Source organism: Microbacterium sp. LRZ72, assembly GCF_033792225.1.
In the GTDB taxonomy this organism is placed as follows: Bacteria; Actinomycetota; Actinomycetes; order Actinomycetales; family Microbacteriaceae; genus Microbacterium.
Genome location: NZ_JANGEX010000023.1, coordinates 1 through 15,459, shown reverse-complemented (window position 1 = coordinate 15,459; position 15,459 = coordinate 1). Strand labels below are relative to the sequence as shown.

Below are 15,459 nucleotides of genomic sequence, written 5' to 3'. Positions count from 1 at the left end.
TCCATCATCCGGGAGACCTCGACGCCTATCCCGCCAACCACGCGCTCAACCGACCACACTCTCGTTCACGAAGAGCCACCAATGGTCGCTGGGCGAGCTCGTCATCGACAAATAGTGGGACATCCATTCAGGTAGTGGAACGTCCGTTTGGGCGGCGTCCCACCATGTGTCAGTGCGGCGCTCCATCAGCGACCAATAGTGGGACATGTCTCGCTTGCCCTCCACAAGGGGAGCCGGCGCCGAGGAGCCACCGGCACACCCAGGAGCCAGGGTCACAAGAGAAGCAGAGTCGAGTCCCTATCGGGGGTGGGGCGATCAACACGTGAGCTGATCGAGGCGCGAATGCCCACCGCACCCCCGCCCCGCCGACCGCGGACGAGCGAAGCGCCGCCGAGCAGTCAGCCCGGCGGCGCTTCCCCTGCCGCGTGGTAGAAGGCCCTGCATGTCAGGCGATGACGTGCTTCGGAATGTCGCGCAGGTAGATCTCGACGGTCTTGGGCCCGATGCCTTTCATCTCCTGCAGTCGTTTCGAGAGCTCCTCGCGCGATCCCGAGGTGTGCACGAGCTTCGAGACCGTGCCGTACTCGTCGACGATCCGCGCCATCACCTCGTGCAGCTCGTCGGTCATGATGTAGTCGATGCGGGCATAGCCGGCCTCGTCGAGCACCGCGCGCAGCTCCTCACGGCCCCACTCGGCGTACTTCTGCGGACTGGTCAGGCCGTGCGAGATGAGCGCGCGATACGCGTCGGCGCCCACGGACTGCTGCACAGGCCGCCCGAACAGCATGCTGGCGACGAGCCACCGGTACAGCGATTGCGGCGTGTCCTTGCCGAGGTTGATTCCCAGATCGTCGGCGTGGATGACCATGTGTGCGCTCCCTTCCCTCGGAGCGGCCAGAGTATGGGGCTGTCAGGCGAAGCCGCCAGCCCCTTACCCGGACGCGTGCCGCGCCATAGAATCGGCGCGAGCACCGGGCCTCACCGCGGCGCGCGCGGACACGGGTGCCGGAGCGGCGGGCGAGCATGGCGGCGGAGCAGCGGGGGACGGATCGACCGATCGTATGCGTCGCGGGAGGTGGTCCCGCGGGCATCGTGCTCGGCCTGCTGCTGGCGCGCGCCGGCATCCGCACGACCGTGCTCGAGAAGCACGAGGACTTCTTCCGCGACTTCCGTGGCGACACCGTGCACCCCTCGACGATGAACCTCATCGACCAGCTCGGGCTGCGCACGGCCTTCGATGCGATCCCGCCCAAGCCCCTCCCCGTCCTCGACGCGGTCATCAACGGCGTGCGGCTGCACGCGATCGATTTTCGGATGCTGCCGCCGCCGAACCGCTTCGTCACCCTCATGCCGCAGGGCGATCTGCTCGACATGCTCGCGGCCGAGGGTGCGCGGCATCCGGGTTTCGATCTGCGCATGGGCACCGAGGTCACGGGGGTGCTCACTCGCGCGGGCCGGGTGAGCGGGGTGCGGGCGCGAACCGCGGAGAGCGAGCACCTCGAGATCGAGGCGGACCTCGTCGTGGGCGCGGACGGGCGCGGCTCGGCGCTGCGCGGCGCCCTCGGGTTGAGGCCGAAGACGTACGGCGTGCCGATCGATGTGGTCTGGTTCCGGCTGCCGGAGCCCGACGCGCCCATGCCCGACACCTTGATGTGGGCGAGCGCCGAGGGGCTGATCGTCACCATCCCGCGTCCGGGTTACTACCAGTGCGGCATGTTGATACCGAAGGGCTCGCTCGAGGACGTGCGTCGAGGCGGCATCGCGGCGTTCCGCGAGCGCGTGGGCGCGACCGTGCCCCGGCTGCGCGATGCGACCGCGGCCCTGACCTCACTCGACGAGGTGGCGCTGCTGTCGGTGCAGATCGACCGCCTGGCGCGGTGGTGGCGTTCCGGCGCGCTCTGCATCGGCGACGCCGCCCACGCCATGTCGCCGGCGTTCGGCGTGGGCATCAACTATGCGGTTCAGGATGCCGCCGCCGCCGCGAACGCGCTCGTGCCTGCGCTCGCCGGGGCGGAATCACACGCCGCGCTCGATACCGCGTGTGCGGCCGTGCAGCGACGCCGGGCGCTGCCCACCGCCGCGATGCAGCTGCTGCAGCGCGGCCTGCATCGCACGATCGCGACGGGACGCGGTGTGCAGCTGCTCGACAACCCGCCCACGCGGGTGCAGCGTGCGGTGATCCGCGCTCTGCTCCCGGGGCTGCGGCCCGTCGCCGCGCGCGTCGTGGGGTACGGATTCCGCCCCGAGCGGCTCCCCGCCACAGCAGGCCCCTTCGAGCGGGGTGCCGGCGGGGAGGCCGCGGGAGGGGCCGATCACGCCGCCGGGTGAAGCAGCACCTTCGTCCAGCCGTCGTCGCGCTTGTCGAAGTGGTCGTAGGCGTCGGGCGCCTCGTCGAGCGCCAGCTCGTGCGAGACGATCAGCGCGGGGTTGGCCCTGCCCTGGATGATGAGGTCGCGCAATTCGCGGTTGTACTTCTTGACGGGGCACTGCCCGGTGCCGATCTTCAGGCCCTTCTCGAATGCGGCGCCGAAGTTGAAGGCGTAGCGGCCGGCCTTCGCGTCGTCGGTCGCCGCCTGCGGGTCCTGCGAGACGTAGACCCCCACGACGCCGAGCGCCCCGGTGGCGCGGACGACCTTGACCAGTTCGTCGAGCACCATCTCGGGGTGCTCCTCGCCGGTGTGGTCGTGCGCCTGGTAGCCGACCGCTTCGATGCCGCAGTCCGCGCCGGCGCCGCCCGTGGCGTCGAGCACGGTCTGCTCGACGTCGGTCTTCGAGAAATCGATCGCCGTGGCGCCGAAGCGCTCCGCCAGCGCGAGCCGGTCGGGCTCCTTGTCGACCACCATCACCTGCGCCGCGCCCTTGATCATCGCGCTGTGCGCGGCCATCAGACCCACGGGACCTGCGCCGAAGACGACGACCGAGCTGCCGGAGCGCACGTGCGCGAGCTCGGTGCCGTGGTATCCGGTGGGAAATATGTCGGAGAGCATGGCGAAATCCGCCTCGAACTGGTCGCCCTGCGGCAGCTCGAGCAGGTTGAAGTCCGCCCACGGCACCCTCAGGTACTCCGCCTGGCCGCCCTGGAAGGGCCCCATCATCGGGTATCCGTAGCCCGCGCCCGGCATGCCGGAGGGGTTGGCCCGTTGGCACGCAGATGTGTATCCCTCGTTGCAGTTGCGGCACGTGCCGCAGGCGATGTTGAACGGCACCGAGACGCGGTCGCCGACCTTGATCCGCTCCACACCCGGTCCCGTCTTGACGACGACGCCAGTGTTTTCGTGACCGATGATCATGCCCTCGTCCATCGGGGCGCGCCCTTCGTACGGGTGCAGGTCCGATCCGCAGATGTTGGTCGTGGTGATCTGGACGATCGCGTCGAGGGGCTTCTCGATCTGGGGCTCGGGGGCATCCTCGATGCGCACGTCGTACGGGCCGCGATAGACGAGTGCCTTCATGGTGAATCCCTTCCGTCGCCCACGTATCTCGCCGGCGACGGTGGGTAGTCAAGGACTCCGGATGCCGCGGGGGGACCCCCTTGACAGCAGTCGTGCTTCGACCGGCGGGGTGCGGAGGGCAAGAGTAAGGGCCGGTCGGAGAGGCTTCCGACCGGCCCTTGTCCCTTGCACCAAGAGTGTCCTGCAATCACATGTCGGTAGCTGCCACAGCAAAACAACTACCTTGCGTGAACTCTATAACGGATAGGTAACGGCAGGCAAGGGTTTCTCGTTATCTCTTTGTGATCTTCTGTGCCGAGGTTCACGTGCCAAGAATTCGTGGGTGCTGCCGAAGGCTCTCAATCGCTTGACGACCAGACCTTGCGTGGTTCCTGCGCCGAAGCGGGAGCGGCCGTCCAGCTGCGGAGCAGGTCAAGGGCGTCCGCGGACGGCGATCCCGTCTCCGCGAGGTATGTCGCGAGCCGAATCTTGGGTGCGGACGGGAGGGTCAGCGTCTGGTAGATGAGGGACATTTCGCCGACGACGGGGTGGGCGATGCGTTTTGTGCCGGCGGTGTGGGTGCGGACGGTGTGGCTTCCCCACCACGTGCGGAACTCGCTGCTTCGGGTCGCGAGTTCCCCGACGAGTGCCGCAAGCTGCCGGTCGCTGGGGTCGTGGCCGGCGAGCAGCCGCATCGCGGAGACCGACTCGCGTGCCACAGCATCCCAGTCGGGGTAGAACGATTGAGACCTCGGATCGAGGAACAGGTAGCGGGCGGTGTTTACCGGCGCGGCGTTGCCGGGGAACAGGTGTGGGAAGAGTGCTCGACCGAGCGGGTTGGACCCCACGGGGTCGCCGAGTTTGGACAACGCGACGACAGGGACATCGCGCATGGTGTCCATGAGCTGGACGAGCTGGGGCGACAAGCGCGTGTCGGCTTTGCTGCGGGCGGGTCTGCGGGTTGCGCCGGTGGCGTTGCGTGCGAGGTCGAACAGGTGCTGCGATTCCGCGTCGCCCAGTTGGAGTGCGTTCGCGAGGGCGTAGAGGACGCTTTCGGACACGCCGCTGAGGTCGCCGCGTTCCATGCGCGTGTAGTAGGCGGTGCTGACTCCGGCGAGTTGGGCGACTTCTTCGCGGCGGAGCCCGGGTACCCGCCGCTCGCCACCGAACGCGGTGAGACCGGCCTTCTCGGGGGTGATGCGTCCGCGCAGCGCGGTGAGGAACTCTTGTACCTCGTGCCTGGTGTCCATGCTTCGACGCTAAACCTCGCGACGGCGGTCGCGGCAGTCACCAGCGTTCACCCCCACCGATCGCGTGGAATTGTTCGGGGGTGAATGCTGGTGACTCTCACTCCGGGCGCGGTCGGACGTAGCGTCGGAGACATGACTGCTTCCACCCATACCCTGAACAACGGCGTCGAGATCCCCGCGATAGGGCTTGGCGTCTTCCAGACCCCTCCCGACGAGACGGTCGCCGCCGTCGTTGCAGCGTTGCAGGCCGGGTACCGACACATCGACACCGCTGCCGCGTACGGCAACGAGCGTGAGGTGGGCCAGGGCATCCGCGAATCGGGCGTTCCCCGCGAGGAGATCTTCATCGAGACGAAGGTCTGGATCAGCGACTTCGGCTACGACGAGACGCTGCACGCGTTCGAGAAGAGCGCGGCGAAGCTGGGGGTCGATCAGATCGACCTGTTGATCCTGCATCAGGCGTTGCCGTCGGAGTTCGACAAGACCGTTGGCTCTTACAAGGCGCTGGAGAAGCTGCTGGCGGACGGAAAGGTTCGCGCGATCGGTGTCAGCAATTTCATGGTCGGGCATCTGGCCGACCTGCTCGCGCAGACCGACGTCGTGCCCGCCGTGAACCAGATCGAGGTGCACCCCTACTTCCAGCAGCCCGAGGTGCAGGCCTTCGGCACCGAGCACGGCATCCTCACTCAGGCGTGGTCGCCGATCGGGGGCATCACGTCCTACCGCGAGTCGGCCAAGCGCAGCTTCGACGAGCCCGTCATTCTCGCGATCGGCGAGAAGTACGGCAAGTCGGCCGCGCAGGTGATGCTCCGCTGGCACATCCAGAACGGCATCCAGGTGATCCCCAAGTCGACCAAGCCGGAGCGTATCGCCGAGAACTTCGACGTGTTCGACTTCGAGCTCACCACCGAAGAGATCGCACAGATCGACGCACTGGACACCGGTGAGCGCGGCGGGCCCGAGCCCGAGGACGTCACGCTGGAAACCTTCGGGCGCCCGATCCCCGAAGCGTGACTGCAGGGGCGCGCGGCTCACCGCCGCGCCCCACTCCCACCCCATGATCGCCATGCCCACACCCTCCACCGGCAGCCGCGTCCTCGTCGCCTACTTCTCCCGGGCAGGGGAGAACTATTGGAACGGTGGCCGGCGTGATCTGGAGACCGGAAACACCGACGTGCTGGCCGGGTTGATCTCCGAACGGATCGACTGCGACGTGTATCGCATCGAACCGGCCGAGCCGTACTCGGACCGTTACGACCCGACCGTGGCGCGCAACGTCGCCGAGCAGAACGATGACGCCCGCCCCGCGATCGCCGGCACGCTGCCTGACCTGTCCGGCTACGACACGGTGCTCCTGGGCAGCCCCATCTGGAACGTGCAGCCGCCGATGATCATGGCGACGTTCGTTGAAGGAGTCGATCTGACCGGCACCTCACTGCACGCGTTCGTGACATACGCCGTCAGTGGACTCGGCTCCACCGCATCGTTCTACCGCGACCTGAACACGGGCGCGGATCTCCGCGACGGCTTGGCCGTCCGTGGTGAAGAAGTCCGCGAGCCAGCAGCCGGTGCTGACGTTGATCAGTGGCTGCGCGCCGCCGGCCTCATCGAAAGTTGGACATCATGACCGACCCTCAGCTGACCGTCCTGGTCGTCCGCTCCACCGGCTCCACCGGCAGCATCGGCCGATACGTCGTACACGAAGCCCTCTGACGTGGGCACCGCGTCCGCGCGCTCGTCCGCAGCGCCGACCGCGCCGCCGCGGTGAACGCGGGCGCCCAGGCCGTCGTCGGCGACCTCACCGACGCCGCGACCTCACCGACGTCGCGACCCTTGAACGGGCGGTCGAGGATGTGGACGCGGTGGTCTTCACCCACGGCGACAACAGCAACGCCGAAGCGGTCGACTACGGCGCCGTCCGAAATGTGCTCGACGCGCTGGCCGGCCGGCACGTGCGGATCGCGCTGAGGACGACCTCGAGCTCGTCGCCGCTCGAGGCGCCGAACAGGACGACCTCGGCCCGGTGCTCGCCGTACTCCCGACGGCATGCCCCCGCCATCGACGAGAACACCTGCAGCCTCGAGCGCGAGCGCAACGGCGCCGCTGTGGCAGTCGTCGTCGGCGGAGCCCTACCGGCGCTGTTTCCGGGTGCTCCCGTGCCCGTGGGACGCCGGATATAGCCGGTGGCAGAACCAACTACCCAGTGTTACTATCTACCAGTACCTAGCAAAACTGAGTAAAAGGCGGACCCGATGGGCAAGCAGGCGACCGAGATGCTCAAGGGCGTGCTGGAGGGGATCGTGCTCGCGATCCTGTCGGCCCGCCCCGCCTACGGGTACGAGATCACCTCGTGGCTGCGCGAGCAGGGATTCGCCGACATCGCCGAGGGCACCGTGTACGCGTTGCTGGTGCGGGTTGAACAGCGCGGCCTCGTCGACGTCGAGAAAGTGCCGTCCGAGAAGGGGCCGCCCCGCAAGGTGTACTCCCTCAACGCACAGGGGCGCGATCACCTCACCGAGTTCTGGAGGACCTGGAGCTTCCTCACCGACCGTCTTGCACAGCTCCGCGAAGGGCAGGGATGACGATGGCCGCCAAGTGGATCGAAGTGATAACCGGGTCGCTCGAAGACAAGAAGCGCTACCGGCGCTACAAGGCGCGCGTGAGTGCGCTTCCCGAGAGCCACCGCACGGCGGCCACCGCACTGGAGCGCTATCTGATGTACGCGGGTGCGATCACGGTCGGCGACACGATGCTGCGGATGCTGGACGACCTCGCGGACCTGTTCGAGCAGGGCGCGGCCGATGGCACTCCCGTCCGCGAGATCGTCGGCGACGACCCGGTGGAGTTCGGCGAGACCTTTCTGCAGAACTACTCGGACGGACAGTGGATCAACAAGGAGCGCCGGCGCCTCGTCGAGGCGATCGAGCAGGCCGAGACGGACGACGGCGAGTCATCCCGGTGAGCGCCACGACGGCCGCGGCGCCTGCCATCCATGTGCGGGGACTCGAGAAGTCGTTCCCCCGCGTGCCGGTGCTGCGCGGTGTGGACCTCGACGTCGCGCGCGGCGGCATCTTCGCTCTGCTCGGCTCGAACGGGGCCGGCAAGACGACGCTCGTCAAGATCCTCTCGACACTCCTGCATGCGGATGCCGGGACGGCGAGCGTCGTCGGGTTTGATGTCGCCGCCGAGCCCGAGCGGGTGCGGCGGTCGATCAGCCTCACCGGCCAGTTCGCCGCCGTCGATGAGGTGCTCACGGGTCGCGAGAACCTCGTGCTCGTCGCGAGGCTGCGGCACCTGCGCGGCGCCGGAGAGATCGCGGACGACCTGCTCACGCGCTTCTCGCTCGCCGACGCGGGGGACCGCCGCGTGGGGACCTACTCGGGTGGCATGCGCCGCCGGCTCGACATCGCGATGAGTCTGATTGGCGACCCGCCGGTGGTCTTTCTCGACGAGCCGACGACCGGGCTCGATCCGCAGGGGCGCGCCGACGTCTGGCAGGCCGTCGCCCGGCTCGCCGAAGGCGGCACGACTGTGCTGCTCACGACGCAGTACCTCGACGAGGCCGAGCATCTTGCCGACCGCATTGCGATCCTGCACGAGGGACGCATCATCGCCGACGGCACCCTCGCCGAACTGAAGCAGCTTCTGCCGCCTGCCGAGGTGGAGTACGTCGAGAAGCAGCCGAGCCTGGAGCAGGTCTTCCTGGCCATCGTCGGCGACGAGGGCGCAACCCACTCCCCGGATGGGGAACGATCATGACCGCTCACGCACTCGGCGACACCGGCACGCTCACCGGACGCTCGCTGCGCCACATCCTCCGCAGCCCCGACACGATCATCACCACCGCGATCACGCCCGTCGCGCTGATGCTGCTGTTCGTGTTCGTCTTCGGGGGCGCCGTCACCACCGGATCCGACGAGTCCTACGTCGACTACCTGCTGCCCGGCATCCTGCTCATCACGATCGCCTCGGGCGTCGCATACACCGCGTACCGGCTGTTCCTCGACCTGCAGGGCGGCCTGTTCGAGCGTTTCCAGTCCCTGCCGATCGCTCGATCGAGTGCGCTGTGGGCGCACGTGCTCACCTCGCTGGTCGCGAACGTGGTCTCGCTGGCGCTCGTGGTCGGTGTGGCCCTGCTGCTCGGGTTCCGCACGGGCGCGTCGATCGGCGCGTGGCTGGCGGTCGCCGCCATCCTGCTCCTGTTCACGCTGGCGCTCACCTGGATCGCCGTGATCGCCGGTCTGTCGGCCAAGAGCGTCGACGGCGCGAGCGCCTTCAGCTACCCGCTGATCTTCCTGCCGTTCGTCAGCTCGGCGTTCGTGCCCACCGACTCGATGCCGGGCCCGGTCGCGTGGTTCGCCGAGAATCAGCCGGTGACGTCCATCGTCGACACGATCCGCGCGCTCTTCGCCGAGCAGGCTCCCGGCACAGAGATCTGGATCGCCCTGGCCTGGTGCGCCGGCATCCTGATCGTCGCCGTCGCTCTCGCCTCCGTGGTCTATCGGCGACGGATGAACTGAGCACGGATGCCGCCTGCGGGCGAAACGTGCCGTTACATCAGTCGACGCGAAAAGGCAACGGGAGTCCCTTATCGACAGCAGGCTTGCAGACTCGCGGCCAAGCGCGTGATGCGCGTGTTGCACATCGATACAGGAGGCAACGATGGTCCGGAACAATCCCGGTGACACCCGCGGCAAGCAGTCGCACGTCACCGACACCAGCAAGCACGACGCGACGAGAGAGTCGCTCATCGGCACCGACCACCACGGTCGCTCGAACATCTCATGGGGCGCGATCATCGCGGGGGTGATGACCTTCCTCGCGGTCACCGTGCTGCTCTCGCTCGTGACAGCGGGCATCGGTCTGGCGGGATCGGGGATCGGGGCGGCGATCTGGAGCATCGTGACGCTGTTGCTCGCGCTCCTCGCGGCGGGCTTCGTCGCCGGTGCACTGTCTGTGCGCAGCGGACTCTTGCACGGGTTCCTCACCTGGGCGACCTCCTTGGTCGTCGCTCTCGCACTGACGGTGTGGCTGGGTGCAAGCGTGCTCGGCGCCGTCGGTGGCATCGCCAACACCGTCGCCTCCTCCGCGGGCGAGGCAGTCTCGATCACGCAGATCGATCAGCTCATCGAAGACGTTCGAAGCAGCATCCAGGACGAGGACGTCGACCAGGCCCAGGAGACGCTCGACGAGGCCGGGCAGGCGGCTGCCGACACCGCGCAGGCGAGTGCCTGGTGGGGCTTCGTGGGTCTGCTGCTCGGAGCGATCGTCGCAGCGGTCGGCGGCATGCTCGGCACACGCACCGTGGTTCCCACCCACGAGAGGGAGACCACGCGCGTGACCACGACCCGCTGACGGTCGCGTTCGCGCCCGCACCCGCGGCGTCGGTGCTTCTGCGCATCGGCGCCGCGGGTAGGGTGTGACGGCAGCGACGGGAGGCGGCCGCATGATCGCTCGGTTCGAGGAGCTCGACTGGCAAGAGACGCGGATGGGCGAGCTCACCCTCCGCTGCCGCACCGATGCCGACTCGGGCGAGCTCATCTATGAGGTGAAGCTCGGCGACGAATACCTGATGTCGAGCCTGTTCACCGTCGCCGAAGTAGAGCTCGCCACCCTCGGCCTCGCCGCCGCGCAGGGCGAGGGGCTGCAGGTGCTGGTCGGGGGACTCGGCCTCGGCTACACGGCGGCTGCCGCCCTGGCCGATGATCGCGTGAGCCGTCTCGACGTGATCGACGCGCTGCCCGCGGTGATCGGATGGCACGAGAAGCAGCTGCTTCCCGTCTCGGCCGGCCTCGTGGGCGACCCGCGGACAACCCTCGTGCATGACGACTTCTTCGCTGTCGTGCGCCGGATGCCGCAGCCCGGCGACGCGTCGTACGACGCGATCCTGCTCGACGTCGACCACTCACCCCGCCACACGCTCGACCCCAGCCACGCCGACCTCTACACGGCCGAAGGGCTCAGCTCGCTCGCACGGCACCTGGCCGAGGGCGGCGTCTTCGCCCTCTGGTCGGACGACCCGCCCGACGATGCGTTCATGACGACACTCGGCACGGTCTTCGACGAGTTCCGCGCACACGAGGTGCGGTTCGACAACCGCCTCACCGGTGGCACGTCGTCGAACACGGTCTACGTCGCCCGGGGCGTCACGTCGCGTTGAGCGCCAGCATCCACGCCGTGCCGAAGCGGTCGGTGAGCATGCCGAAGCGGCCGCCCCACGGCGGCGTCTCGAACGGCATGTTCACCGTGCTGCCCTCGGCGAGGGCATCCCAGTAGCGCTCCAGCTCGGCCTCGTCGTCTCCGTTGATCGCGATCGACATGCCTGCGGGCGGGGTGTACGGCATCGAGCTCGGCGTGTCCGAGGCCATGAGCACGAACCCCGACGGGCTCTCGAGCTGGCCGTGCATGACGAGGTCGTTGTCGCCGGGGTCCTGCCCCATGTCGTACGACGCGAATGTGTCGATGGTCAGCTCGCCGCCGAAGGCGCTGCGGTAGAACTCGAGGGCCTCGCGCGCGTTGCGCTCGAAGGTGAGGTACGGGTTGAGGCGGGTCATTCGAGGCTCCCTGGGGTGCGGCCGTGGCGACGGCGGCGACGCCGCACGGTCGGCGGGCAGCACCAGTGTGGTCCCGGCCTCCGGCATCCGCAAGACCCGCGTCAGCGCGTGTCGTCGGCCTCTGTTCCGGGCTCTGTCTCGGCCTGCGCCTCGGCATCGGTCTCGAGGATGCTGCGCATCGTCTCGAGCGTGATGGGCTGGCTCGTCCCGTCTGCTGACTCGTGCACGGCGAAGTCGATGCCGAGGTCGCCGAGGTAGGCGACGGTCTTCTCGAGGCGGGGTGCGACGTCGACGTGGTCGGTGCCGAACAGGTGGGCCGTGAACACGGGCTCGCCGGCGAGGATGGAGCGGCGCAGCTCGGTGGAGGCCCGCCCCGTGATGCGGTACAGCGCTTTCAGCACCTCGCTCGGCAGATCGGGCCGGCCGGTGAGAGTGAGCGAGAGCGAGGGCTCGGCGGCGGTCATGGCATCCATCCCAGCACATCAGCGGCGCCGGGGCGTGTTCTGGTCGCTGCCCTCACCGGGCCGTGTGCTCGTCGGGGAGCAGCTCGAAGACCGCAGCCTCGGTGCGCGCGCCGTTCACCTGCAGGGCGATCGCGTGCGCTCCCGGGTGGTACCGGCGCGTGGTGATCGGGCGGAACGAGTGGGCGCGGTCGATCGTGAACACCTCCCAGGGCGCGAGTTCTCGCGCGGCGAGCTTGAAGGTCTTGGTCGTCTGCGTGCCGTTGGCCTTGCGGTGGAACACGACGTAGTCGATCGCCACCCGGGCGACGGCCGCACCCGCATTGCGGATCGACCCGGTGAACCGCACGGTGCCCCCGAAGGGGACTGAATCGGCATCGAGCACCGGCCCCGCGACCTCGAGGGCCGCGGCCGTGAATCCGAGCAGCGCCAGGGCGTCGGCGTCGCCACGCTTGACCAGCGTGCGCAACGCGTGACGCACCACGGATGCCGTCGTGTCGGCTGGCTGCGCCAGCCACCGCTCCGCCGTCTCGACCACGAGCGCCGGGTTGTCACGGCTGATGTCGTTCAGGTGGTTCGCGACCGACCGGCGCACCACCTCGTCGGAATCGCGATACAGCGCATCGAGGATCGGGATGGTGCATCGCGTATCGCGCGCCAGCGCCGGCACCCGCACCGCCCACGGCAGGTACAGGCGGGTGCTCTCGCTCGCCAGTCGGCGCACCGCAGGGTCGTCGGATGACGTCCAGGTTCGGGCGTGGTCGAGGGCGCGGCCGAGGTCGGCGCGCAGCATGGTGCGGATAGCGAACTCGGCGGTCAGGCGGCCGGTCAGCTCGGCCAACAGCGCCATGCCGTCATCGAACGCGGCGGTGCTGCCGTCGGCGACCGCCCGCGCTGCGATCGCGCCGGTCACCGGCCAGATGAGCCAGCCGGTGAACTCCGGGGAGCGGGCCGCGGTGCGAACCACGCGCGCGAGCGTCGCGTAGTCGCCGGGGACGTCGGCGAGCAGGGCGTCGCGCAGCAGATCGGCGCGTTCGCGCAGCGGCAGCGGCGCGAGTGATTCCGACGCGACGGAGAGAGCCGCGGCATCCGTCTCGGCGTGCGCCGCGCGGATCACTTCGGTGAGCGTGTGAGCGGCGTCGGTGCCGAGGAGCTCATCGGCGAAGGGCATGTGACCAGTTCTACCGGGTGGCGCCGACGTCGGCGTCGCAACTCATCGGCATCTCGATCACTTCGAATATCGCGGGCGAATACCAGCGCTCGCGGTCGCCGCGACCATGGGTGCCAAGCGACCGGAGCCAGCCCCTGGACTCGGCATCCTTGATGAGTCTTCGCGCTCCTTGATTCGTCAGTTCGAGTTCCCTCTCGACCGATTTCACAGTGACGAAGGGGTTGCGAACGACGGTGTCCACCAGGCGAGGCAGGCTGGAGCGTTCCTTGATCTCTTCTACAACAGATACGCGCTTTCGATTGGAGCGTGGGAGGGAACGGGCAACTGCAGTTGGAGCGTGCGGCTGACGCGCCAACCGAATATCGAAACAGTTGCAACGTCAGTCGGTTGGTCGTCACGACGTGACTCTTTCCGCGTCTACGTCGAGAAGCGATGCATCAGTTCGGCCACTGCGGAACCACTGCCGGCGCCGAGCCGGCCGGCGTTCGTCGCCCAGGCGACACCGGCGGCTTATGATCGAGCCGTTTCGACTCGCTTCGCTCGCTCAACGAACCGGTCGAAGGCCGTCGTCCCCCGAGTGTCGACCCCGGGACCTCACGATTTCAGTTGTATGCGGCGGGTTTGTGGATGCTCACGAGTGCTCGTCTGCCGCGTGATTTCGCGGAAGTCGCGCTCGTTGGTGGTGGCTGGTTCTCGATGGTTTCAACCGAGTTCCCGGCCCGGGACCGGCCCGAAACTCGCCGACCCAATACCGGCCCGTCGCAGGCGGGCCGCGGACGCCCCGCTGCGCGTGTCTACTCGTCAGAGTCGTCCGAGGTTACGCGCTGCGCGTACGTAGGCGTCGAGGCTGGCTCGATACCCCACGGCGACGGCCTGGATGGTGCTGGGGTTCTCTTCGTTCGGCAGGAGCCGGTAGACGAGTCGGAACCGCGGCCGCGTCTCTCGAGGATCGAGATCGAAGTAGACCTTGCGGCAATCGCTCAGATCCGCGGTGCCTTCGCGCTCCTCGAGGGGAAGACCGGATAACTCTCCACGCGCGAGATCTGCAAGGAGACCGAACACTCGAACAGCGAGCGGGTGCGAGTTGGCAAGCTTTCCTCCCTCTCCCTGAACGAGAGCGGCCAGGTCGTCACCGAAACCGGGTTTGACGGCGTCGAGCTTAAAGCTCACAGCACGCTGAGGTCGACACCAAAGCGGGCGGCGACGTCGGAGAGAGGCTCGCTCTCCATAGTGCGACGCTCGCGAACGATCGCAGCGATCTCCTCATCGTCGACACGAGAGAGCAGTTGGTCGACGAGTGCATACGGGACGACTGCAGCTTCGGCCTTTCGATGGGACCCGAAGACGAGGATCTCGGGTTCTGCGCCGGCGCGATATGTCTCGAGAGCGTGACCGAGCTGGCCGCGGGCTTCGCGGAACGACAGGATCGGAGTCGGGGGAGTCATGCACCTAGTATACAAAATGCGCACACAAATGCGCTCGCATGGTTCCATCTCAACGAGTAGGCTACAGAAGCTCGGTCACATGCGAACCGCGCATCCCACTCGTTGAGTACCTTCGCGCGCACCTCGGCGAGTGTGAAGTCGAGCGCCCGCAGCTTGCCGTCCACGCGGCTGATCGCCTCAATGCGATGAAAGCGTTCGCCGTAGACCTCGGCGAACCGAGCCATACCGTGCAGCTTCCACGCCGCGTCCGGCAGCCAGTGCCCGTGCGGGTGGACGATACTCGCGCGCACACCGTCCTCGGTGTCGACGATGAAGAGGAAATCCGGCCGGAGCGTACGCCAGTCGCCGTGGGAGTCTCGATACGCGATGCTCATCGAGCCCCGCCGCCGGTTGGGTTGCGGTACCAGTCGAGCGCGCCGTGGCGCGTCATCTCCGTGTCGAGTACCTCGATTTCGTCGGGCTCTAGCCTGCCGACGGGGAACATGCCCTCAGTGTCGGAGAGCAGATGTCGAGCGCGTCGCTCAAGGAACTCTTCGCTTCCGCTGCCTGCTCGCTTCATCTCGTCCTGGCGGTCCTTCGGCAGAGCCATCGAGATGAGCTGAGGCTCGGTGCTCATGGCGGTGATCTCCGCGTAGAGGCTCTGCCGTTACTCGGGTAGTCCCTTGGTCGCAACGCGGTGCTCGTCGAGCCACTCCTTGGAGGTGGAGTCGGCCTCCTCGTCGAGCTTCGCGCGGGTCTGGGGAAGCATCGCCAAGGCCGCGATCCGGACATATGCCTCGCGGTAGTCGTCCGCGTCATCGGCGTCGGCGCGAATGCTGAGGTTTAGGTTGACTCGTGCCGCGATCCGAGTGCACGGTGACGTCGGTGGGCATCCCGCGCCGATTTACGGCGTCGGTGAGCGCGTTCACCGCGAGCCCGGCTCCTATCCGGCCGTGCGAGAAAATCGGCCACGATCGGCGTCGTTGAACTGACGGAATCCGGGGGAAACCGGCCCCAGACCGGCCCGAGCTCGATGCCGAGGGCGTCTCGCCTCGGCGCGCTCGCTCAATGGACGGCAGTTTCGCTCGCTCAGCCCGAATCCACCGATGGGTCGGGCGGTGGTGGTGGGGTCTTGATCGGGGTCGGGTTGGTGGTGTTGGGCAGGCGT

At 67.9% G+C, this 15,459-nt stretch carries 21 protein-coding genes; 10 read left to right on the top strand and 11 right to left on the bottom strand.

What is annotated here, in order from left to right:
- Positions 1-445 precede the first annotated feature (445 nt).
- Positions 446-868, bottom strand: coding sequence for a hypothetical protein (locus tag M4I32_RS14825; RefSeq protein WP_319035255.1), 423 nt, complete (start codon positions 866-868; stop codon positions 446-448).
- Positions 869-1,023: 155 nt separating this feature from the next.
- On the opposite strand from M4I32_RS14825, the gene M4I32_RS14820 reads away from it, so the two are divergent.
- Positions 1,024-2,328 (top strand): FAD-dependent oxidoreductase, encoded by a 1,305-nt coding sequence (locus M4I32_RS14820; RefSeq protein WP_319035254.1) that lies wholly within the window; start codon positions 1,024-1,026, stop codon positions 2,326-2,328.
- On the opposite strand, the gene M4I32_RS14815 is transcribed toward M4I32_RS14820, so the two are convergent.
- Both M4I32_RS14815 and M4I32_RS14810 read right to left on the bottom strand, forming a co-directional pair.
- Positions 2,313-3,452 carry a glutathione-independent formaldehyde dehydrogenase gene (locus M4I32_RS14815; RefSeq protein WP_319035253.1) on the bottom strand — a complete coding sequence of 380 codons (1,140 nt, stop codon included), beginning with the start codon at positions 3,450-3,452 and terminating at the stop codon, positions 2,313-2,315. The two genes, M4I32_RS14820 and M4I32_RS14815, sit on opposite strands and share 16 nt — an antisense overlap.
- Positions 3,453-3,790: 338 nt before the next feature.
- A complete protein-coding gene (locus M4I32_RS14810; RefSeq protein WP_319035252.1) occupies positions 3,791-4,681 on the bottom strand; it encodes a helix-turn-helix transcriptional regulator in 891 nt (296 codons plus the stop codon).
- Positions 4,682-4,813: 132 nt separating this feature from the next.
- Between M4I32_RS14810 and M4I32_RS14805 the strand changes: the two genes are divergently transcribed.
- The 9 genes from M4I32_RS14805 to M4I32_RS14765 all read left to right on the top strand — a co-directional run bounded on the left by M4I32_RS14805 (position 4,814) and on the right by M4I32_RS14765 (position 10,841).
- On the top strand, positions 4,814-5,695 hold the full coding sequence (locus tag M4I32_RS14805) for an aldo/keto reductase (RefSeq protein ID WP_319035251.1): 882 nt from the start codon (positions 4,814-4,816) through the stop codon (positions 5,693-5,695).
- A gap of 43 nt (positions 5,696-5,738) precedes the next feature.
- Entirely contained in the window at positions 5,739-6,308 is a 570-nt protein-coding gene (locus tag M4I32_RS14800) for a flavodoxin (protein ID WP_319035250.1), read from the top strand.
- Positions 6,309-6,543: 235 nt separating this feature from the next.
- Positions 6,544-6,861: a hypothetical protein gene (locus M4I32_RS14795; RefSeq protein WP_319035249.1), complete on the top strand. Its 318-nt coding sequence runs from the start codon at positions 6,544-6,546 to the stop codon at positions 6,859-6,861.
- Between the two features lie 72 nt (positions 6,862-6,933).
- Positions 6,934-7,263, top strand: coding sequence for a PadR family transcriptional regulator (locus M4I32_RS14790; RefSeq protein WP_319035248.1), 330 nt, complete (start codon positions 6,934-6,936; stop codon positions 7,261-7,263).
- Positions 7,264-7,265: 2 nt separating this feature from the next.
- A complete protein-coding gene (locus M4I32_RS14785) occupies positions 7,266-7,643 on the top strand; it encodes a DUF1048 domain-containing protein (protein ID WP_319035256.1) in 378 nt (125 codons plus the stop codon).
- On the top strand, positions 7,640-8,440 hold the full coding sequence (locus M4I32_RS14780) for an ABC transporter ATP-binding protein (protein WP_319035247.1): 801 nt from the start codon (positions 7,640-7,642) through the stop codon (positions 8,438-8,440). The genes M4I32_RS14785 and M4I32_RS14780 overlap by 4 nt, the downstream gene beginning before the upstream one ends.
- Complete coding sequence (locus M4I32_RS14775; RefSeq protein WP_319035246.1) at positions 8,437-9,201, top strand: ABC transporter permease; 765 nt, start codon at positions 8,437-8,439, stop codon at positions 9,199-9,201. Before M4I32_RS14780 ends, M4I32_RS14775 begins: the two co-directional genes overlap by 4 nt.
- Before the next feature lie 142 nt (positions 9,202-9,343).
- Positions 9,344-10,036 carry a DUF4199 domain-containing protein gene (locus M4I32_RS14770; protein ID WP_319035245.1) on the top strand — a complete coding sequence of 231 codons (693 nt, stop codon included), beginning with the start codon at positions 9,344-9,346 and terminating at the stop codon, positions 10,034-10,036.
- Between the two features lie 91 nt (positions 10,037-10,127).
- Positions 10,128-10,841: a spermidine synthase gene (locus tag M4I32_RS14765; protein ID WP_319035244.1), complete on the top strand. Its 714-nt coding sequence runs from the start codon at positions 10,128-10,130 to the stop codon at positions 10,839-10,841.
- Here M4I32_RS14765 and M4I32_RS14760 read toward each other — a convergent pair.
- From M4I32_RS14760 to M4I32_RS14725, 8 genes are all read right to left on the bottom strand, one after another.
- Positions 10,828-11,235, bottom strand: coding sequence for a VOC family protein (locus tag M4I32_RS14760; protein WP_319035243.1), 408 nt, complete (start codon positions 11,233-11,235; stop codon positions 10,828-10,830). The genes M4I32_RS14765 and M4I32_RS14760 overlap by 14 nt on opposite strands.
- Positions 11,236-11,336: 101 nt before the next feature.
- Entirely contained in the window at positions 11,337-11,699 is a 363-nt protein-coding gene (locus M4I32_RS14755) for a hypothetical protein (protein WP_319035242.1), read from the bottom strand.
- A 52-nt stretch (positions 11,700-11,751) separates the two neighbouring features.
- Complete coding sequence (locus tag M4I32_RS14750; protein WP_319035241.1) at positions 11,752-12,867, bottom strand: DNA alkylation repair protein; 1,116 nt, start codon at positions 12,865-12,867, stop codon at positions 11,752-11,754.
- Positions 12,868-12,877: 10 nt separating this feature from the next.
- Positions 12,878-13,108, bottom strand: a complete 231-nt coding sequence (locus M4I32_RS14745; RefSeq protein ID WP_319035240.1) for a helix-turn-helix domain-containing protein — start codon at positions 13,106-13,108, stop codon at positions 12,878-12,880.
- A gap of 560 nt (positions 13,109-13,668) precedes the next feature.
- Complete coding sequence (locus M4I32_RS14740) at positions 13,669-14,037, bottom strand: hypothetical protein (protein ID WP_319035239.1); 369 nt, start codon at positions 14,035-14,037, stop codon at positions 13,669-13,671.
- A complete protein-coding gene (locus tag M4I32_RS14735) occupies positions 14,034-14,312 on the bottom strand; it encodes a hypothetical protein (RefSeq protein WP_319035238.1) in 279 nt (92 codons plus the stop codon). Before M4I32_RS14735 ends, M4I32_RS14740 begins: the two co-directional genes overlap by 4 nt.
- A complete protein-coding gene (locus M4I32_RS14730; RefSeq protein WP_319035237.1) occupies positions 14,309-14,686 on the bottom strand; it encodes a hypothetical protein in 378 nt (125 codons plus the stop codon). The genes M4I32_RS14735 and M4I32_RS14730 overlap by 4 nt, the downstream gene beginning before the upstream one ends.
- Positions 14,683-14,928: a hypothetical protein gene (locus M4I32_RS14725; RefSeq protein WP_319035236.1), complete on the bottom strand. Its 246-nt coding sequence runs from the start codon at positions 14,926-14,928 to the stop codon at positions 14,683-14,685. Before M4I32_RS14725 ends, M4I32_RS14730 begins: the two co-directional genes overlap by 4 nt.
- Positions 14,929-15,459: the final 531 nt, after the last annotated feature.